The following is an 18475-nucleotide window of genomic DNA, read 5'->3' as shown; positions in this document are numbered from 1 at the left end:
AAATCCTTGTTCGATGCACTTTTAAGGGGCTTTGGCCGATTTGGGACAATACGGGCATGACACAAGAAATTACCATCACCCGTCCCGATGACTGGCATCTGCATGTGCGCGACGGCGCAGCACTGAACGTGGTTGTGCCGCACACGGCTGCGCAGTTTGGCCGCGCCATCATCATGCCCAACCTCAAGCCGCCCGTGACCACCGCCGAACAGGCGCTGGCCTACAAGGCGCGCATTCAGGCGGCTGTGCCGCAAGGCATGGCTTTTGAGCCCTTGATGACGTTGTACCTGACCGACAACCTGAATCCGGCCGAAATCGCCCGAGCCAAGGCCGCGGGTGTGGTGGCCTGCAAGCTCTACCCGGCCGGTGCCACCACCAACAGTGATGCGGGCGTGACCGATCTGCGCAAGATTTACCCCGTGCTCGAAGCCATGCAGCGCGAAGGCGTGTTGTTGTTGGTGCACGGCGAAGTCACTTCACAAGACATCGACCTGTTTGACCGCGAAGCCGTCTTCATCGAGCAGCAGCTGATCCCGCTGCGCCGCGACTTTCCGGGCCTCAAGATCGTGATGGAGCACATCACCACGAAAGAAGCCGCGCAGTACGTGGCCGAGGCCGACGACTTGCTGGGCGCGACCATCACCGCGCACCACTTGCTGTACAACCGCAACGCCATCTTCATTGGGGGCATTCGCCCACACTACTACTGCTTGCCCGTGCTCAAGCGCGAGACACACCGGCTGGCGCTGGTGCAGGCCGCAACCGGTGGCAACCGCAAGTTTTTCCTGGGCACCGACAGCGCGCCACACCCAGCCCACCTCAAAGAACACGCCACCGGTTGCGCCGGTTGCTACACCGCGCACGCCGCCATCGAGATGTATGCCGAGGCCTTTGACCACGCTGGTGCGCTGGGTCAGCTCGAAGCCTTTGCCAGCTTCAACGGGGCTGATTTTTATGGCCTGCCACGCAACAGCGGCCGCATCACGCTGCGCCGCGAAAGCTGGACGCCCGCCGAAAGCTTTGCTTTTGGCGAAGCCGAACTCAAACCTTTGCGCTCCGGCGAGAGCTTGCCGTGGCGTCTGCTGTCGGCCTGAACCCGAACCGACCCGGACACCGGTGCGAGTGCGCATCGGTCCTGGGCGTGGCCGACATCGATTGGTCCGCACCGTGGTTGGCCGATTGGCGGCTGGTTGGTGAACCCATCGCACAGCGTGTGGTGGCGGGTTGCCCTCAGCCACAAGCTTTGACCGAGCCCGCGCTGGCGCCTGTGGGCTTTGTGCCGCAAGCCGACTTGACCGAAGGGCAGGCCTACGAAGACTTCATCTTTGCCACAGGACGTGTGCCCACGCGCGAAGGGCTGCACGACTTTTTCAACGCCCTGTGCTGGATGCATTTCCCATTGGCCAAAAAGCGCTTGAACCAGTTGCAGGCCCGTGAAATTGCGCGAGCCGGTGTCGGTCAGGTGCGTGGCCCGGTGCGCGATGCCGCCACGGTGTTTGATGAAAATGCCTTGTTGATCCAGGCCTCTGACCGCTTGTGGGCGGCATTGACCGAGCACCGTTGGGTCGATGCTTTCGTTGGCTTGCGCGAAGAGTGGCCCCACACGCACTTGTGGACGTTTGGCCACGCGGCACTCGAAAAACTGGTGCAGCCCTACAAATCGATCACCGTGCATTTGTGGCGTGTGCCCGGCGAGGTGCCCCATGACCAGATCGACGCTTGGCTGGCGCAGGACCTGACGGCCGACAAGCTTGCGACCAAACCCTTCAGTCCCTTGCCTGTGCTGGGAGTGCCGGGGTGGTGGCCTGCCAATGAAACCCCTGCTTTTTACGACGACGCCAGCGTTTTCAGGCCGCGTCGACTCAAGACACGTGCTGAAAAACCGTACGCCAATTCGGAAATCAAGACGTCCGCTTGATTTTGAACCGCAAGCCCCTAACATTCCGCTCAACGAGCCCGCGTCTTCCGGGTAGAAAGTGAAACCATCCATGAAACGTATTTTTCTGTTTGTCCTGACCAACCTGGCCGTCGTCGTCGTGCTGGGCATCGTGGCCAGCTTGCTGGGTGTGAACCGTTTCTTGACGTCCAATGGCCTGAATTTGGGTGCTTTGCTGGGCTATGCGTTGATCATGGGGTTTGGTGGTGCGATCATTTCTTTGCTCATGAGCAAGTGGATCGCCAAAATGTCCTCAGGCGTTCGAGTGATCGAACAACCGGCCAATGCCGACGAGGCCTGGATCGTGGACACCGTGCGCAAATTCGCCGACAAAGCAGGCATCGGCATGCCCGAAGTTGGCATCTTTGAGGGCGACCCCAACGCTTTTGCCACCGGGGCATTCCGTGACTCGGCTTTGGTGGCGGTGTCGACTGGCCTGTTGCAAAACATGACGCACGAAGAAGTCGAAGCCGTCATCGGCCACGAAATCGCGCACATTGCCAATGGCGACATGGTCACCATGACGCTCATCCAGGGCGTGATGAACACCTTTGTGGTGTTCATCTCGCGCGTGGTGGGCTATGCGGTTGACAGCTTCTTGCGCAAGAACGACGAGGAAAACAGTGGTCCTGGCATTGGCTATTTCGTGACCACCATCGTCATGGACATCTTGTTGGGCTTTGTGGCCGCCATCATCGTGGCCTGGTTCAGCCGTCAGCGCGAATTCCGCGCCGATGCGGGCGCCGCCCAATTGATGGGCCGCAAGCAACCCATGATCAACGCACTGGCTCGCTTGGGCGGTGTGCACACGGCCGAACTGCCCAAGAGCATGGCCGCGATGGGCATTGCTGGCGGCATCGGCCAGCTGTTCAGCACCCACCCACCAATTGAAGAGCGCATTGCCGCGCTGCAAAACAGCGCCGGTTAATTTCGGCCACCCGTCGGTGGTAGCGAGCCCCTGCTCGCGAATGTTGGCCAGAGCCACCTCAAGCATTCGGCTGCAGGGGCAGCCTCCCACAGGGGCAGCAGGCATTCATGAGCAGGGGTAACCTGCCAAAAGGGCAGCAAGCATTTGGTTGCAAGGGATGCATCACACAGGGACGTGGCCCGGTGTTGTGGGAGCGAGCCCCTGCTCGCGAATGCTTGCATCACCGCTGTACTCGATGACCCCGCCGAATCGCCCCCATCAGACCCCAGCAAGGTCGGCGTAACCCAGGCGACCCTCGTTTGGGTGGGCCGCCCCTAAGATGCTTGGGTGATGGATTTTTTCTCTGGCGGTTTGTCATGAAGCCGCGCAAACCCTCTTTGTCTCCGGCTCGTCAATGGTCGCTGGCCCACCGCCGTGGTCGGCGCACGTTTTCAGCTTGGCCTGCAGCTGTGCGGGGCATGGTCTGGATGGTGTTGGGTGGTTTGCTGTTTTCGATTCTGAACACCATCGCCCGCAACTTGACCTTGCACCTGGACGTTTACCAGTCCCAATTCCTGCGCTACCTTTTTGGCTTGTTGGTGATGCTGCCCTTGGTGTACAGAGATGGCTGGCGTGCTTATGCGCCGGTCAACATGGTGGGGCAGTTCTGGCGTGGCGGTGTGCACACCCTGGGCCTGATTTTGTGGTTCACCGCCTTGCCAAAAATACCCTTGGCCGACATGACCGCCATCGGTTTCACCGGGCCGATTTTCATCATGATCGGTGCCGCCTGGTTTCTGGGTGAATCCATGCGCAAAGACCGCTGGATCGCGGCGGTCATCGGTTTTTCCGGGGTGCTGGTGGTGGTCTTGCCCAAGATGTCGGGCGAGGGCGGTTGGTACAACTTGGTCATGCTGGCCTCGTCCCCTGTGTTTGCCGCCTCTTTTCTCATCACCAAAGCCCTGACGCGCTATGAAAAACCCGGTGTGATTGTGTTGTGGCAAGCCCTCACGGTCACTGTGCTCAGCTTGCCCATGGCCTTGCCTCATTGGCAAATGCCCACGCCCATGCAATGGCTGGGCTTTGCGGCCACGGGCGTCTTGGGCACGCTGGCCCACTATTGCCTGACGCGGGCCTTTGCCATGGCCGACATTTCGGCCACCCAGTCGCTGCGCTTTCTCGATCTGGTTTGGGCATCCTTGCTGGGCTGGCTGGTGTTTGGCGATGTGCCAAGCCAGTCGACCTGGCTGGGGGCTTTTGTGATCCTGTGCGCCACGGTGTGGATTGCCCGTCGGGAAGGCCGGAGAAAGATCGCCGTGCCCGATTGACGGGGTATATTGCCCAGTCAAAACAGGGAGAGCTGCGTGATCGACATCGAGCCATTGCGTTATGCATGGACCCCGGACAGCAAGGACACGCTGGCCTTGGGCCGCCTGCATGTGGACGCTGGACAAACGGTTTTTTTGCATGGCCCCAGTGGTTGCGGCAAAAGCACTTTGTTGGGGCTGTTGGCCGGTGTGCTGACGCCGCAACACGGCCGTGTGTCCTTGCTGGGGCAAGACTGGGCTGCCTTGCGCCCTGGCCAGCGCGATGCGTTTCGGGCTGACCATGTGGGCGTGATTTTCCAGCAGTTCAACCTCTTGCCTTATCTGAGCGTGCTTGACAACGTGACGCTGCCTTGTCGGTTTTCGGCCCTGCGGCGAGACCGCTGCGAGAGCGGTGGTGGGCCCGAGGCCGCAGCGCAAAGCTGGTTGCAGCGCATGGCGTTGCCTGCTGAGCTGTGGACACGCCGCGCCGACGCCTTGTCGGTGGGCCAGCAACAACGCGTGGCCGCCGCCCGCGCCTTGATGGGTCAGCCCGAGTTGATCTTGGCGGATGAACCGACCTCGGCGCTCGACGCTGCTTTGCGTCAAGACTTCATGCACCTGTTGTTGCAGGCTGCACGCGATGCGGGCAGCACCTTGGTGTGCGTGAGCCATGACGAACAACAGGCCGCGCGCTTTGATGTGCAATGGTCCTTGCCCGATTTGCTCAAGGCCGGAGGCAACACATGAACAGCCTTTTGGGCGTGGCCCGGCAAAGCGCCTGGAACCGACGCAGCACCCTGGTTTGGGTGGTGGTCTCGCTGGCGCTGGCCACCGCCTTGCTGTGGACGCTGGAGCGTTTGCGCCATGACATCCGCAGCAGCTTTGCGCAATCGGTCAGTGGGGTCGATTTGATTGTGGGCGCTCGCAACAGTCCGGTGCAACTGATGCTGTTTTCGGTATTCCACATCGGCAGCAATGCGCAAAGCCTGTCCATGGGCAGCGTGCGTGCTGTGGCGCAGCACCGCTCTGTGTCGTGGGTGGTTCCCCTCAGTCTGGGGGACTCTCACCGAGGCTATCCCGTGCTGGGCACAACGCCCGAGTATTTCAAGCACTTTGCCTATGGCGACAAACAGCCTTTGGTCTTGGCGCAAGGCGCAGTGTTTGCAGGCACCCTCGATGGTTTGTACGAGGCCGTGATCGGGGCCGAGGTGGCGCGCAATATGGGTTATGGCCTGGGCCAAGGCATCACGCTGGGCCATGGCCTGCACGAGCATGATCACGAGTCGAAAGGGCCAGACGAACACGCTGACAAACCGTTCAAGGTGGTGGGCATTTTGGCACCTACGGGCACACCCGTGGACCGCACGGTGCATGTCAGTCTGCAGGCACTTCAAGCTGTGCACCTTGGCTGGGTGGCAGGCGCGCCCATGCCGGTTGGGCAGATCCCGGCCGATCAGGCCCGCAAATTCGATCTGGAGCCTCAGCAAGTCACGGCGGCTTTGGTGGGGCTCAAAACCAGGGCGGCCGTCTTCAACGTGCAGCGCTATGTCAACCAGTACGAGGGCGAAGCCCTGATGGGCGTGATGCCTGGCGTGGCCTTGGGTGAGCTTTGGACAGTGCTGGGCTTGGGTGAAAACGCCTTGCTGGCGGTGTCGGCTTTGGTGGCCTTGGTGAGTGTGTTGTCGCTCATGGCGGTGGTGCTGGCGGGCCTGAACGAGCGCCGTCGCGAACTGGCCGTGCTGCGCGCAGTCGGTGCCGGACCGCGCCATGTGTTGGGCCTGCTGGCATGGGAGGGCCTGTGGGTCACAGGCGTTGGTGTCTTGCTGGGTGGGTTGTTGGCGCAAGTGGGCATGGCACTGTTGGCACCTTGGGTGCAAAACGTGCTGGGCATTCGTTTGCAAATGGCTGCACCCTTGCTCACTCAGTGGGCGCTGGCTGCCGCCGTGTTGCTGGCGGGTTTGCTGGCCAGTTTGGGGCCTGCCTGGCGGGCTTACCGCATGTCTTTGGCCGATGGCTTGTCGCCACGCGTGTGATGGGTTAGCGGACGGTTTGAAAACAGTGCATCAATGAAAGCATGAGATGGGAGTGACGGAGTGAACAAAGTGTCGACATTTTTGCAAGTGGGGGTGCTGTTGTGCGGCGTGTGGGCACTGAGCGCTCCGGCGCAAAGCGTGCGTGAGACCGCTCGCGAGCTGGTGCCGCAGGTACAGCCTGCGCTGTCGGCTGAAGCCGCACCTGCCGGGGCCAGCACGCCGGGCCCTGCGCGCACCATCGGCTGGGAGCAACTGATCCCAGCTGGCTGGGACCCTTACAAAGACCTCAAAGCGCTGAACCTCGATGGCCTGAAAGACAACGACCCCAGGGCTGAAGAAGCGTTGAAAAAAATGCGCAAGATGTGGGACAACGCGCCCATCAACCCCTTGTTGCTGGGGCAAAACGTGCGTTTGCCGGGTTTTTTGGTGCCCCTTGAAGACGTGCCCGAGGGCATGAAAGAGTTTTTGCTGGTCCCTTACTTTGGCGCCTGCGTGCACTCTCCTCCGCCCCCGGCCAACCAGATCGTACATGTGGTGCTGGACAAACCCAACAAGCGCTTTCGTCTGATGGACGTGGTGTGGGTCTCCGGTCTCATCAGTGCCACCAAAACCGACTCGCACATGGGCGCGGCCAGCTATCGGATAGACGCCAAGGCGCTGGCCCCCTACGTTGAAAAGAAGTGAGCTGGCTTTTGCAGGCATTCGGCCGCAGGTGCGACCGCCCACAAAAAAGACACCTTGACTTTCATTCTGGGTTCGATACCCCTGAAGCCACATGCCCAGAGGGTACATGCCTTGCCGCCGATTCGATGTGACCGGTTTGGTCGTCAAAGAAAAAATCCGGCTCGAACTCGCGCAAAAACTCACCTTTGGGCAAGCCGCCCAAAAACATGGCCTCGTCCACTTCGATGTTCCAGTCCATCAGTGTGCGAATAGCGCGCTCGTGTGCCGGGGCGCTGCGTGCAGTCACCAGCGCGGTGCGAACGCGCATGGCGGGGGTGCCTTCCTGTTGCAGCCGGTGCAAAGCCGCCAGCAAGGGCTTGAATGGCCCGGCCAGCAAAGGCTGGGAGGCTTTGGCGCGCTCGTGTGCTTGAAACGCCGACAAACCTTCTGCCTGGAATACCCGCTCGGCCTCGTCTGAAAACAGCACCGCATCGCCGTCAAAAGCAATGCGCACTTCGTGGGGATGCGCTTCGGACGCGAGGGCCGAGTGTGGATAAACCTGCGCGGCGGGCACCCCCGCATCGAGCGCAGCGCGCACATCCGACAAATGCGCCGACAAAAACAAGTTGGCGTTCAGTGGCTTGAGGTAGCGCCACGGCGGCTGCCCCCGTGTGAAGCTGCCGCGCTGGATCGGCAGGCCGTAATGCTGAGCCGAGCGGAACACCCGCATGCCCGAAACGGGGTCGTTGCGCGAGAGGATGACCACCTCGACCCGTTGGGCATTCGCATCGTTAAAAGCCAGCAGCTTGCGCACCAGAGAAAACGCCACACCGGGCTTGGCGGGCTCCTCCAGCCGGTCCAACTGCAGCTTCATGTAAGCCCGGTCGTCACCCTGCTCGAACAGGTGGTTTTCTTCTTCAAAGTCGAACAAGGCCCGCGATGAAATGGCGACGACAAGTTGGCCTTCGAGGGATGCGGGCATGGTTCACTCCTTACAAAAAAGCTGTTCAGTTGGCAGAAATGCCAGTCAGCCTGGGGCTTGACCTGTGGATCGCTGGATGCCCGATCAAGTCGGGCATGACGGGCGTTTGGTCATGCCGCGCAGGCGGGTATCCACGCTTGCAAGCCATCGGTGCCCAATAAAGTTGGCCATGACATCATCGTTCACTTCACCCATTGATTCAATTCCATGATCGGCATCAGCACCGCCAGCACGATCAGCATGACCATGCCGCCCATGCCCACGATCAGCAGAGGCTCCAGCACGGTGGCCAGGGCCATGGCGCGGCGCTGCACTTCAGACGAGAGTTGCGTGGCGGCCCTTTGCAGCATCACGGGCAGTTGGCCGGTCTGCTCACCCAGCCTAGCAAACATGGACAGCAGACCTGGAAAACGGGCGTTTTGTGCCAGTGCTGTCCCCAAAGGCGCGCCTTCTCGCACGCGCACCAAGGCTTCGAGCGCGTCGGCGCGCAAAGCCTGGTTGGACAGTGTGTCGGCCGCCGCTTGAAGGGCTTTGAGGATGGGCACGCCAGCGGCCGTGAGCATGGCCAGCGTGGAGGCAAAGCGTGCGCTGTTGTAGCCACGGGCCAGCTGGCCGATCAGTGGCAAGCGCAGCCAAGCGGCGTCAAATTTCAAGCGGAGTGCGGTTTGTTTCAAGGCCAGGCGAAGGCAGAATGCGCTGCCTGCAAAAGCCAGCAGCAACAACCAACCCCAAGTGCGCACAAAGTCGCTGATGCCCAACATGGCCACCGTGAGAAGAGGCAGCTGGCGCTTGGTGCCCGCGAACACCCCAGCCACCTGCGGCACCACCGAGGTCACCAGAAAAATCACAATCGCCAGCGCCACCAGGCTCACGATGGCCGGATACAGCGAGGCCGACAGCAGTTTGGAGCGCAACACCTGCTGGTCCTCCAGATCATTGGCCAGTTGGTTCAACACATCGCCCAAGTGTCCGCTTTCCTCACCCGCCGAGATCACCGCACGATCAATCGCAGGAAACTCACCCGGATGCATGCCCAGTGCGCGGCCCAGGCTGCTCCCCGAGTTGACTTCGGCCCGGATCGCGGCCATCAGCTGGCGCTGCTTGTCGTGCTCAGACTCTTCGGCCAAGGCAGACAGTGCCCGCTCAATCGGCAAGCCGCTGCCCACAAGCCCTGCCAATTGCCGGGTCCAAATGGCGCGCTGGCTGGTGCTGAAGGCTCGGCTGTTGCCGATGCTTCTTTGCCACCAAGGCAAGTTTGGGTTGGTGTCGCCAGTCGCTCCGGAAGCGATGACCTCCACCGACAAAGGCACCAAGGATTGCGCCCGCAGTTGTGTGCGGGCCGATTTCAGGCTGTCGGCTTCGACAATGCCTTTGCGTGTGGCACCGTCGGCTTGCAGTGCTTCAAAGCGGTAAGCGGGCATGCGTCTCAGTCTCGCGTCACGCGCAGCAGTTCTTCGGCGCTCGTGATGCCGGCATCCACCAGGCGTTGCCCGTCGTCGCGCATCAGCACCATGCCTTGCGCCAAAGCCGTGGCACGCAAGTCGGATTCGGCAGCTCGGTTGTGGATCTGGGCACGGATCTCGTCGCTGGCCACCAGCAATTCAAACACTCCGGTGCGCCCGGCATAGCCGGTGTGGCCGCAGGTTTCGCAGCCAGAACCACCGCAGTCCGTGCAGCGCTTGCGCACCAGACGCTGGGCCAGCACACCCAGCAAGGAGGAGCTCAGCAAAAAGGGCTCCACACCCATGTCGGTCAAGCGGGTGACCGCGCTGGCCGCGTCGTTGGTGTGCAGCGTGGCCAGCACCAAGTGGCCCGTGAGCGAAGCCTGGATGGCAATCTGCGCGGTTTCGAAATCGCGGATTTCGCCGATCATGATCACGTCCGGGTCTTGCCGCAAGATGGCGCGCAGGGCCTTGGCAAAAGTGAGGTCGATCTTGGCGTTGACCTGCGTCTGACCCACGCCGGGCAGTTCGTACTCGATGGGGTCTTCCACCGTCATGATGTTGTTGCGTGTAGCGTCCAGTCGCTGCAAGGCGGCATACAGGCTGGTGGTTTTGCCTGAACCTGTGGGGCCGGTCACCAACAAAATGCCGTGCGGCTGGCCAATGAGTTGGTCCACTTGCTGCAGCACGCGGCCTTGCATGCCCACGGCTTCGAGCGTCAGGCGGGCTTCGCTTTTGTCCAACAGGCGCAACACGGCCCGTTCGCCATGGGCGCTGGGCAGGGTGGACACGCGCACATCCACCGCGCGTGAGCCCAAGCGCAGGCTGATGCGGCCGTCTTGGGGCAGGCGTTTTTCGGCGATGTCGAGTTCGGCCATGATCTTCAGGCGTGAGATCAGCGCGGCGTGCAGGGCCCGGTTGGGTTGCACCACTTCGCGCAGCGTGCCGTCTACCCGAAAGCGCACGCTGCTGTGGCGTTCATACGGTTCGATGTGGATGTCACTGGCCCCGTCGCGTGCCGCCTGCGTGAGCAAGGCGTTGAGCATGCGGATGATGGGTGCGTCGTCGCTGGCCTCCAGCAGGTCTTCTACCGCAGGCAACTCTTGCATCATGCGCGACAAATCAGCCTCGGACTCGACTTCGCTGACCACCGCCGCAGCGGTGGACGAGCTGTTGGCTTGCCCACCCGAATAGGCTTGGTTGATGCGTTGCGCCAGTTCGCCCGGGGCGCTGTGCTGCATCTGAAAGCCTTGCGCAGCAAACTTGCGCGTGACTTCGGACAGCGCCGAGCGGTCGCTCTCGTCGCACCAGTTCAAGGTCAGGTGGTCACCATCTTCTTCCATCAGCAGTTGGCTGCTTCGGGCAAAGGCGTAGGGCAGGGGATGGCGCATAGCTGGGTGCTCAGGGCTGGCGGGACTGGGGTGCTGCAACTGCTGGTGCAGCAGGTGCCGCGTTCCCCGTACCCACGGGCGGCAACACCGCCGAGCCATTGACAGGCAAGGGGCCTGTCGCAGCAGGCTGGAAGCCTTGCTGATTCAGACGCATTTGTTCATAGCGTCCCATCGACAGGGCTTCGGTGGCTGCGCCATCGCGCGCCACCACCGGGCGCAAGAACACCATCAGGTTGGTTTTCTTGCGGCTGCGTGCCTCTGACTTGAACAAATTGCCAAACAAGGGGATGTCGCCCAAGCCCGGGACTTTTTCTTGACTGGTGCTGGTGTCGTCTTGCAGCAAACCGCCCAACACAACGATGGAGCCATCGTCCACCAGCACGTTGGTCTCGATGGAGCGCTTGTTGGTGATCAGGCCGTCTTTGGAGCCGATGGATTTGGCGTCGACGTTGCTGACTTCTTGGTAAACCTGCATCTTGATCGTGCCGTTCTCGCTGATCTGGGGCCTGACGCGCAGTGTCAGACCCACATCTTTGCGTTCAACGGTGGTGAAAGGGTTGGTGGTGCCTGCTGCCGCTGCCGCATAGGAGCCGGTTACAAAGGGCACGTTTTGGCCAATCACGATCTTGGCCTCTTCGTTGTCCAGCGTGAGCAAGTTGGGTGTGGACAGCACGTTGGCGTCGCCGCTCGACTGCAAAAAGCGAGCCAGTGCCCCTAAGGCCAGCACACCGTTTCGCTGTTGTCCAAGCGCGATGTTGAGACCCGTCGATGGCGTGTATTGACCAGTTGCCGCACCAGCAGCCAAGGTCAGCAAATTGGTCCCGCCCACCGAAAAGTTGGTCCCCAACACGCCCACGGTATTGCTGCCTGTGCCCGTGCCGCTGATCCACTGCACGCCAAACTCGGCGGCTTTGTCTGCACTGACCTCGGCGATCAGGCTTTCCACAAACACCTGGGCGCGGCGCTGGTCGAGCATGTCGATGACACTGCGCAGTTGTCGGTATTGCGGCTCGGGCGCTGTGATGATGAGCGCATTGGTGGCCGGGTCGGCCTGAATTTGGCCCCCTGTGGAGGGTTGTGCAGAGGTGCTGCTGGCACCGGGTGCTGTGGTGCCTGGGGCTTGAGCCGCTGTTGTGGTGTTGGCTGTGCCGCTCACTGCATTGCTGCCTTGGGCCGACATGGCCGCACGCAAGGTGACGGCCAGCTTGGTGGCATCGGCGTTTTTCAAATACACCACATGGATGTTGCCACTGGCAGCGCTTGCGCCGGTGGCGTTGGGCAGGTCCAGTTGTTCTGCCAAAGAACGGGTCAGTGCCAGCCTCGCGGGATTGGCCGCCCGCACGATCAGCGAGTTGGTCCGTGTTTCGGCCAGTACCGTGGTTTTGAACAAGGCGTCGGTTTGGCCTTGCGCGGCAGGTGCACCTGCTGCAGCCCCCGAGTCGATCAGGCGCTGCAACATGGGGGCCAGGTCCCCGGCAATACCGTGTTTCAGGCGAATGATCTCGACGCCCGTGGCGTTGGACACATCGAGCGCTGCAATGATGCGGCCCAGGCGCTGCAGGTTGTCACCGTAGTCGGTGATCACCAAAGCGTTGGTACCCGGGTTCACGTTGATGGTGTTGTTGGGGCTGATGAGGGGGCGCAGCACCGGCACCAAGTTGTTGGCGTTTTCGTGGTTGAGCTTGAAAATTTGAGTAACGATTTGCCCTGAGCCTGCTTGCACAGAGCCGGCGGCCACTGCACTGCTTTGCAGCTTGGCTTCGGCTTCGGGCAGCACGGTGTAAAGACCCGCCGATTCGACCACGGCAAAGCCTTGTGTGCGCAATTGCGCCGTGAACAGGCGCAGGGCCTGGGCCGGTGGCACGGGCAGGTTGCTCGACAGCGATATGGTGCCTTTGACGCGAGGGTCAACCACCACGTTGTAGCCCGACAAGGTGGCCAACGTGCGGGCCACCGCATCGATTTCCGCATTGACAAAATTCAGGGTGACGGGTTCTTTGGCCCGTGCTTTCAACGCAGGCGGCTGAACCATCGGGTTGGGCATGTCTGCGCCGGGTGTTTGGGCTTGAGAGGCCGTCCCTGTCAGGCAGGCCCATGCCAAGGCGCAAAGCTGCCAACGGGAAGGCGTTGGCAAAACGGCTGTCAATTGGCGGGGTGGGGGCGTGGTGTTCATGGTGTGTGTTGGAGTACAGGTCAGTCAGGGTGCAAGGTCACCCCAAAGAAATCAGGCTGCGCGCACCTTGTCGGCGGCCCAAGATGTTCAGCAAATTGTTGAGTGCTTGTTCGTGGCCCGCTTGCGCGCTGGCTTCGCCTTTGAAGCGCAGTCGGGCACCGACCCATTGGCCTTCACCGTTCAAGAGCAAAGGGCCTTGCTGTGAACTCAGTTGCAAGCTCGGGGTTGGCGTGCCTTCGGGGCTGCCACGCAATTGCAGCAAGTAACTGCCGATGGGTTGGCTCGCGCTCAGGCGCGTTGACATGTTTTGCAGCTGCAATTGGGCTTGACCTTTTAACTGCATTCGACCTTCTGCCCACTGCAGTTGCAGGCCCTGTGTGTTCAGTTGCAGCTGACCATCAGGTTGCAAGGTGTTCCACGGGGCACCCAAGCCTGTGAGCAGAGCGGCCGGCCATGTCGATGTGTGGTCACTGGCTTGAATTTGCCAGGTTGACCAGCCCGCCTTGATGTGCCATTTAGCGGGTTCTGTCATGCAACAGTTGGCGTTCCACTGGATGTGCAGGTCAGCCCAACGCGGTGTCAAGGTCCATTGCAATCGGCTGGGTAAAGCCTGGGCGTCTCGGCTTTCTGTGCCACCCGTCAAAACCAGTTGCGCAGAACCAGACCAGACCGTGCCGCGTGCATCCTGCCATTGGATTTGCCCCTGACTGGCTTGTGTGATGCCCCACGCCAGCCAACTGGCTGGTGCCCAGACGATCCCGGCCAAGCCTAAGCCAAGCAGCGCTCCCCACAAGGCATAAATCCAGGTCAGTCGGGCAGGTTGGGTGATCATGGCAGTCTCAACACCAATGTGCCGCGCAACAGGGCGGTGTTGTCGGTGGGGCTGATAGAAGGCTTGGCTTGTTTGTCTGCAGTGGCAGGGGTGGATGGACTTGGGCCTCGCTGCAGTTGGGCTTGAACGGGCATGGCCATGGCCCATTCACGCGCCATTCTCAGCCAGTGGGCCAGGTCCTCGGCGGGGGCTGCGTTCAGGCTCAGTGTGACCTGGTCAGCTTGCAGGCTTATTTTGGCGTCTGGTCCTAATTCGCTCAGATGGGTCTCTAGCCACTGAATGGACTCGCTCCGGCTGATGGGGCGGCTGGCTTGCCAAATTTTGGCTTGCGCTTGCAGCTGCCGCATGCTTTGGCTTTGGGCGTCCAAAAGGGCTTGCTGTGCCGGTGCTTTTTGCCAAGTGCGCCATGCGGGGGCCACAGCCAGGCTCCACAAGGCCGCCAGCAACAGAGCGAATGCACACAAGCGCAAGAGCTGTCTTTCTCGCGGGCTGCGTTGTGTCCACGCCTGCTGCAACGCGCCAAGCAGGGGACTCTTGATGGGCAACTGGCTCATGGCTTGGCCTCCACAGGTGTGGCAATCGTCATCAGCCAAACATCGCCTTCGCGTTGCCAGCGGTAGCCGCGGGCTGTCAGAGATTTTTGCAGGGCTTGTTGTTCCGTGCTGCTGGGCTTGAAGTGGGGTACGCGCAATTGACCGGGCTGGTAAACCCATTGGTCCGGTGGCACCGTACCCTCTGGCATGGCTTGTCCCAGGCTGCCCAGCATCGACTCCAGGTCGCTGGCACTGAGCTGACCCGAAGTCTGGCGCAGCCGCTCGACCTCTTTGGCCATTTGCAAAGGGGCATCCACCACAAGCTGTGTTTTAGGAAACGTCTCGCGCAGAATCTGGGACCAGTTTTCTTGCTGTGCTTGCCAATCGGCGCGGGTTTTCCACGCCCAGGCATTGAGACCGATCAGCTGCCCGGCCAACAAGACCCACAGCCCCCAACGCACTGGTCGCCAAGTGGTGCTGTGCCAAAACGTGCTGCCAGCGCGTTGCCAGACTTTCAGTTGGCGAGAACGTGCGTTTGCCTTGAAGTCAAATTGCGCGAGGTCCCAGTCTGACGCTACCGCTGCCAACCAGTGTTGGCCGGGTGACATCAACCGAGCTTGTCTTTCCAGACGGTCGCTGGTCCATGCCACCACCCCGGGTTCTGCTTGTACGTCGATGCTTTGTTTGTCTTGTTCAGAAAGCCCCAAGCCTTGGCCTTGTGGCTGCAGCGCGTGCATGGGATACCCCCATACGCCCCGTTCAGGGTGGCTCATCCACAGCCAGCCAGACTCGGCGTCGCCCAAAGCCGTCAGTTGCAGTTCTGCTCCAAAAGCCAGTGCAGAAGACGGATTCAATTCGGGTGCGATGCGGTGCACGGTCAACCCGACTTGCTCCAGCGCCTGAAGGTGGGCACTGAGCCAGGCCCTGTCACATACAGCAACCCAAGGGCGGCTTGAGTCTTTCCAGTCTGGTTGCAAAGCCATGTGCAGTTGCGCCGGATCGTCCAGCAAGTGGTCTTCCAGCAGACCTTGCAAGGCCGACTGCAAGCGTGACGCTTGTTTATGAAGCCCGGGGGGCACTTCTGCACGATGCCATGACAGCGCGGCTGCGGGCAGCAAGGCCACCACCTCCGTTTGTCGGTCGGCCAAAGGCAACAAGCTGGCGGTAGCCCATTGCATGGGCAAAGCTTTGGCACCGTGTTCTGCTTCAACGACCGCGTGCGGATACGTCAGTTGGGCCCCAGGCAGGCCAAGCGGCAATTGAATGATCAAGGTGCGCATGAACAGCTCATTGTAGAGGGGGGGGCAATTGTTGTTGCGGGCTTTTGAGGCGCCACACCAGGCTGACTTGCTTGCCATCGCGGCGCACCAGCGACTGTTCTTGTTGCACCACGTTGTCAATGCGCATCCGGCCATTGACTTCGAAATAACGGCTCTGAATACTGTGTTGTTTGTCGTCGACTTGGCGGCCCGCTGCGCCCAATGCCTCGCGGGCGGCGTCGAGGCTGGCCCAATGCCCACGCTGGCGCAGGTCAACCACTTGGCGGGCGGTGGCCAGATCCAGCCCCGGCAAGCTGGCCGACAGCACTTCGGCCGAAGCCGTGTTCAGGTTCACAGGCGTGGCTTCGGGCAGCAAGGTGATGTGGGGCTGCAAGGCGGCCAAGGTGCGGGGACTCAGTCCCAACCACACCAGTTGTGCTGTGTGCTGTGGCATCAAGGGGATGTTGGCGCTTGCTGGAGTGGGCTTGGTCTGGGCGGGTGCTTTGGCTTGCAAGGCCGTTTGCATTTGATTTGCCAGCATTTGAAGTTCGCCCAATGGCAAATTCAGCCGTTCAAACAATGCGCCAAAGCGTGACAGCATTTTGGGGGACACCTTGCCGTCTTCGATCAGGTTCATCACGTTCATGCGCGATTGCGCATCGGTGATTTGACCTGACAAAAACACTTCGGCATCGCCTTCGCGCCACTGTTGGTCCTGCGACAAAAAGGTCGATAACTTGGACTCTTGCACGGGTAAAGCCCAGGGCTCACCCAAATGGTCAACGCCCGTGCCTTGGGTCGATACCGCGTCTTCACGCAGGATCAGGCGGGTCCAGTCCAGCGCACCCGTCATCATCCAGGTGGTCTGGCTGCGCCCGCGCTCGGCGATTTCGATCTCGACTTGCCGCCACTGCTGCCAAAGGGTCGCACTGGCCAGCGTGGTGACCAGTGCCACCGTGAGCATGGCCATGAGCAGTGCTGCACCGCGCTGGTGCTGTGCGTGTTGAACGGGCGCACCGTACCTCATGAAGGCGCTCCTGACAGGGTTGGACGAACCCAGTCCAGGGTCACTGCACCCGCACCCGAAGGGCCGGGTGGCAGGTTCAGCACCAGACGAACACCATCGGGACTGCTGCCACTGGCATTCGCATTTGTGCTGGCCGTGGTGTTGGCCACCGAGGTCACGGCATCGCTGGACAAAGGGTTTGTCCAGCTGCCACCGCGGTGGACAAACAATTGCCAACCCGCCAAGGGGTGAATCTGGACCTGCCCCGTGCGAAATGCATCGCTGGGCGTTTGCCCCCATTGCTGCGACAAGATCCAAGCGTTTTGCCAATCTTGCCGTTGTGTCAGCGGGGCAGATTGCCAGCGTTGCCAGTCACCGCCGCCCGGGCGTCCAGGATCGCGACGCCAAGTCCAGGCCACCACCTGTACGCTCGTTTGTGCGCTGGCGACTGTCGGCGGGGCTTCTGCACTTCGGCGTGTCAGGCGCAGCACCTGACCATCCCAATCCCAGCTGGGTGTGCCAGGCAATTCGGCCAGATGGTCCAAGTCGGTATGCCACTGGGCCAGGCCTGCTTGCAAAGTGCGTATGTCGTCTGAGCGCGATTGCAGGCTGCTTTGCGTGCGCAGCATCCCGTCCAGCCCGCGCCAAGCCATCAAAGCCATCAAAGCCATCACGCCGATGGCCACCAGCACCTCAATCAGCGTGAACCCGCTTTGTACTGGCGTCGGCGTTTTGTGTTGGTGTATCTTTGCCGCCATCAGTTGCGCCCCATCACGGTAGACACCTGCAGCACATAGTTGCCCTGGTCCAGTACCCGTGCATCGACCCGCCTGAAATTGGGGTTGGGCGTGGGTCGCACCGACACATCCACTTGCAACACGCGCCCGGCCTGCGAGCAATCGACGCTGCGGTTGCCCGTGTCGGGCAATTGCCTGCGCAGACGCAAAGCGATGAGCTCGTTGTCCGCGCAGATTTGCCCCAGCATGCTCACCGTCTGGCGCTCTGCATTGCGGCTGAGCGAACCTGTTGCCTTCAACCCTGCCATCAACGCGACGGCCGTGATGCCCAGCGCCACAAGCACCTCAATCAGCGTGAAGCCTCGCTGGCTCATCGTTGCACCTGCGTCGGTGTGTTTTGAACCTTGAAAGGCCGCAGGCCATCGGTGACCACCCACAGCTGCCGATCAGGCCGGGTGCGACTGGACAGGGCGATGGCTCGCGGCTCGATCAAGGGCTCTGGACCGAGCGTCACAGCGGTATCGGTGGCCACAAGGGTGCTGGGCGTTAGCCAATGCTTGGGTAGCCCAGGTGGCGGCAAACCTTCAAACACAAAACTTTGTGAATCATTGAGGGATTGGGTGCGCCAAACCACAGGCGAGCCGTTGGCCCGGGCCTGGGCGCGAGCGGTCTCAAGCAAAGTTGCCAAGCGTTCGGCATCGCGTTCTAGGGCACTGTCGGCACTGTCTCGCAGTGACAAACTCACGCCCGCCGTGGCCACTGCGATCAAAGCCACCACCACCAGCAATTCGAGCAGTGTGAACCCTCGAACCTTTGGGTATTTACTGCCAGCTGCCAATGTCCGCATTGTTGCCCTCGCCGCCGGCTTGTCCGTCAGCGCCAAAGGACAGCACATCCACCTCGCCCTTGATGCCGGGGTTCATGTATTGGTAAGGACGGCCCCAGGGGTCGTTAGGCAATTTTTCAAGATAAGGTTTCCAATTGGTCGGCACCGGCTCTGTGCTGGGCTTGAGCAAGAGGGCGTTCAGGCCTTGCTCCCCGGTCGGGAAGCGCTGGTTGTCCAGTTTGTACAGTTTGAGCGCCTGCATCAGATTGCTCACATCGGTGCGTGCGGCAGTGATGCGGGCATCGTCGGCGCGGCCCAATACATTGGGCACGATCAAGGCGGCCAGCACACCAATGATGGCCAGCACCACCATCAGCTCGATCAGGGTGAAACCCCTTTGACGGTGTGATTTGCTTATCGAATTTGTTTTCATGTTGTCGATCATAAT

General features: G+C 61.1%; 20 protein-coding genes. 8 read left to right on the top strand and 12 right to left on the bottom strand.

Annotated features, from left to right (window positions below):
• Nucleotides 1-56 precede the first annotated feature (56 nt).
• From pyrC to B9Z33_RS01000, 7 genes are all read left to right on the top strand, one after another.
• Nucleotides 57-1094: a dihydroorotase gene (gene pyrC, locus B9Z33_RS01030; protein WP_108285189.1), complete on the top strand. Its 1038-nt coding sequence runs from the start codon at nucleotides 57-59 to the stop codon at nucleotides 1092-1094.
• 47 nt (nucleotides 1095-1141) lie between these two features.
• Entirely contained in the window at nucleotides 1142-1918 is a 777-nt protein-coding gene (locus tag B9Z33_RS01025; protein WP_199220289.1) for a DUF3025 domain-containing protein, read from the top strand.
• Between the two features lie 70 nt (nucleotides 1919-1988).
• Nucleotides 1989-2864: a protease HtpX gene (htpX, locus tag B9Z33_RS01020; RefSeq protein ID WP_108285188.1), complete on the top strand. Its 876-nt coding sequence runs from the start codon at nucleotides 1989-1991 to the stop codon at nucleotides 2862-2864.
• A gap of 356 nt (nucleotides 2865-3220) precedes the next feature.
• A complete protein-coding gene (locus B9Z33_RS01015; RefSeq protein ID WP_108285187.1) occupies nucleotides 3221-4171 on the top strand; it encodes a DMT family transporter in 951 nt (316 codons plus the stop codon).
• Between the two features lie 36 nt (nucleotides 4172-4207).
• Nucleotides 4208-4897 (top strand): ABC transporter ATP-binding protein, encoded by a 690-nt coding sequence (locus B9Z33_RS01010; protein ID WP_108285186.1) that lies wholly within the window; start codon nucleotides 4208-4210, stop codon nucleotides 4895-4897.
• Nucleotides 4894-6183 (top strand): ABC transporter permease, encoded by a 1290-nt coding sequence (locus B9Z33_RS01005; protein WP_108285185.1) that lies wholly within the window; start codon nucleotides 4894-4896, stop codon nucleotides 6181-6183. Before B9Z33_RS01010 ends, B9Z33_RS01005 begins: the two co-directional genes overlap by 4 nt.
• A 69-nt stretch (nucleotides 6184-6252) precedes the next feature.
• Nucleotides 6253-6867: a DUF3299 domain-containing protein gene (locus B9Z33_RS01000; protein WP_233252686.1), complete on the top strand. Its 615-nt coding sequence runs from the start codon at nucleotides 6253-6255 to the stop codon at nucleotides 6865-6867.
• A gap of 61 nt (nucleotides 6868-6928) precedes the next feature.
• On the opposite strand, the gene B9Z33_RS00995 is transcribed toward B9Z33_RS01000, so the two are convergent.
• Complete coding sequence (locus B9Z33_RS00995) at nucleotides 6929-7828, bottom strand: 5'-nucleotidase (protein ID WP_108285184.1); 900 nt, start codon at nucleotides 7826-7828, stop codon at nucleotides 6929-6931.
• A 38-nt stretch (nucleotides 7829-7866) separates the two neighbouring features.
• Here B9Z33_RS00995 and B9Z33_RS15775 point away from each other — a divergent pair, with 38 nt between their 5' ends.
• Entirely contained in the window at nucleotides 7867-7989 is a 123-nt protein-coding gene (locus tag B9Z33_RS15775; protein ID WP_255418172.1) for a hypothetical protein, read from the top strand.
• 21 nt (nucleotides 7990-8010) lie between these two features.
• On the opposite strand, the gene gspF is transcribed toward B9Z33_RS15775, so the two are convergent.
• From gspF to gspG, 11 genes are read right to left on the bottom strand one after another with little or no spacing between them, the layout of a single operon-like run.
• Entirely contained in the window at nucleotides 8011-9249 is a 1239-nt protein-coding gene (gene gspF, locus B9Z33_RS00990) for a type II secretion system inner membrane protein GspF (protein WP_108285183.1), read from the bottom strand.
• A gap of 5 nt (nucleotides 9250-9254) precedes the next feature.
• A complete protein-coding gene (locus B9Z33_RS00985) occupies nucleotides 9255-10661 on the bottom strand; it encodes a GspE/PulE family protein (RefSeq protein ID WP_108285182.1) in 1407 nt (468 codons plus the stop codon).
• A gap of 10 nt (nucleotides 10662-10671) precedes the next feature.
• On the bottom strand, nucleotides 10672-12834 hold the full coding sequence (gene gspD / locus B9Z33_RS00980) for a type II secretion system secretin GspD (protein WP_158270154.1): 2163 nt from the start codon (nucleotides 12832-12834) through the stop codon (nucleotides 10672-10674).
• Between the two features lie 37 nt (nucleotides 12835-12871).
• Entirely contained in the window at nucleotides 12872-13666 is a 795-nt protein-coding gene (gspN, locus tag B9Z33_RS00975) for a type II secretion system protein N (protein WP_108285181.1), read from the bottom strand.
• Nucleotides 13663-14220: a type II secretion system protein GspM gene (gene gspM, locus B9Z33_RS00970; RefSeq protein ID WP_158270153.1), complete on the bottom strand. Its 558-nt coding sequence runs from the start codon at nucleotides 14218-14220 to the stop codon at nucleotides 13663-13665. The genes gspN and gspM overlap by 4 nt, the downstream gene beginning before the upstream one ends.
• On the bottom strand, nucleotides 14217-15479 hold the full coding sequence (gspL, locus tag B9Z33_RS00965; protein WP_158270152.1) for a type II secretion system protein GspL: 1263 nt from the start codon (nucleotides 15477-15479) through the stop codon (nucleotides 14217-14219). The genes gspM and gspL overlap by 4 nt, the downstream gene beginning before the upstream one ends.
• Nucleotides 15480-15486: 7 nt before the next feature.
• Entirely contained in the window at nucleotides 15487-16485 is a 999-nt protein-coding gene (gene gspK, locus B9Z33_RS00960; protein WP_108285179.1) for a type II secretion system minor pseudopilin GspK, read from the bottom strand.
• Nucleotides 16482-17222 (bottom strand): type II secretion system protein J, encoded by a 741-nt coding sequence (locus B9Z33_RS00955; protein WP_108285178.1) that lies wholly within the window; start codon nucleotides 17220-17222, stop codon nucleotides 16482-16484. The genes gspK and B9Z33_RS00955 overlap by 4 nt, the downstream gene beginning before the upstream one ends.
• Complete coding sequence (gspI, locus tag B9Z33_RS00950) at nucleotides 17222-17575, bottom strand: type II secretion system minor pseudopilin GspI (protein WP_108285177.1); 354 nt, start codon at nucleotides 17573-17575, stop codon at nucleotides 17222-17224. Before gspI ends, B9Z33_RS00955 begins: the two co-directional genes overlap by 1 nt.
• Entirely contained in the window at nucleotides 17572-18048 is a 477-nt protein-coding gene (locus tag B9Z33_RS00945; RefSeq protein WP_108285176.1) for a prepilin-type N-terminal cleavage/methylation domain-containing protein, read from the bottom strand. The genes gspI and B9Z33_RS00945 overlap by 4 nt, the downstream gene beginning before the upstream one ends.
• On the bottom strand, nucleotides 18023-18460 hold the full coding sequence (gene gspG / locus B9Z33_RS00940) for a type II secretion system major pseudopilin GspG (protein WP_108286061.1): 438 nt from the start codon (nucleotides 18458-18460) through the stop codon (nucleotides 18023-18025). Before gspG ends, B9Z33_RS00945 begins: the two co-directional genes overlap by 26 nt.
• Nucleotides 18461-18475 lie beyond the last annotated feature (15 nt).

Source organism: Limnohabitans sp. T6-20, assembly GCF_003063505.1.
In the GTDB taxonomy this organism is placed as follows: Bacteria; Pseudomonadota; Gammaproteobacteria; order Burkholderiales; family Burkholderiaceae_C; genus Limnohabitans_A.
This window is presented reverse-complemented; position numbering and strand designations above follow the sequence as displayed.

Excerpts from the sequence above, each read along its gene's own strand:
- gspL (WP_158270152.1), bottom strand. The coding sequence starts at position 15,479 with ATGCGCACCTTGATCATTCAATTGCCGCTTGGCCTGCCTGGGGCCCAA.
- gspF (WP_108285183.1), bottom strand. The coding sequence starts at position 9,249 with ATGCCCGCTTACCGCTTTGAAGCACTGCAAGCCGACGGTGCCACACGC.
- B9Z33_RS00985 (WP_108285182.1), bottom strand. The coding sequence starts at position 10,661 with ATGCGCCATCCCCTGCCCTACGCCTTTGCCCGAAGCAGCCAACTGCTG.
- gspG (WP_108286061.1), bottom strand. The coding sequence starts at position 18,460 with ATGAAAACAAATTCGATAAGCAAATCACACCGTCAAAGGGGTTTCACC.
- B9Z33_RS00945 (WP_108285176.1), bottom strand. The coding sequence starts at position 18,048 with ATGCGGACATTGGCAGCTGGCAGTAAATACCCAAAGGTTCGAGGGTTC.
- B9Z33_RS01015 (WP_108285187.1), top strand. The coding sequence starts at position 3,221 with ATGAAGCCGCGCAAACCCTCTTTGTCTCCGGCTCGTCAATGGTCGCTG.
- gspN (WP_108285181.1), bottom strand. The coding sequence starts at position 13,666 with ATGATCACCCAACCTGCCCGACTGACCTGGATTTATGCCTTGTGGGGA.
- htpX (WP_108285188.1), top strand. The coding sequence starts at position 1,989 with ATGAAACGTATTTTTCTGTTTGTCCTGACCAACCTGGCCGTCGTCGTC.
- B9Z33_RS15775 (WP_255418172.1), top strand. The coding sequence starts at position 7,867 with ATGCCAGTCAGCCTGGGGCTTGACCTGTGGATCGCTGGATGCCCGATC.
- B9Z33_RS00955 (WP_108285178.1), bottom strand. The coding sequence starts at position 17,222 with ATGGCGGCAAAGATACACCAACACAAAACGCCGACGCCAGTACAAAGC.
- gspI (WP_108285177.1), bottom strand. The coding sequence starts at position 17,575 with ATGAGCCAGCGAGGCTTCACGCTGATTGAGGTGCTTGTGGCGCTGGGC.
- pyrC (WP_108285189.1), top strand. The coding sequence starts at position 57 with ATGACACAAGAAATTACCATCACCCGTCCCGATGACTGGCATCTGCAT.
- gspM (WP_158270153.1), bottom strand. The coding sequence starts at position 14,220 with ATGAGCCAGTTGCCCATCAAGAGTCCCCTGCTTGGCGCGTTGCAGCAG.
- B9Z33_RS01005 (WP_108285185.1), top strand. The coding sequence starts at position 4,894 with ATGAACAGCCTTTTGGGCGTGGCCCGGCAAAGCGCCTGGAACCGACGC.
- B9Z33_RS00995 (WP_108285184.1), bottom strand. The coding sequence starts at position 7,828 with ATGCCCGCATCCCTCGAAGGCCAACTTGTCGTCGCCATTTCATCGCGG.
- gspK (WP_108285179.1), bottom strand. The coding sequence starts at position 16,485 with ATGAGGTACGGTGCGCCCGTTCAACACGCACAGCACCAGCGCGGTGCA.
- gspD (WP_158270154.1), bottom strand. The coding sequence starts at position 12,834 with ATGAACACCACGCCCCCACCCCGCCAATTGACAGCCGTTTTGCCAACG.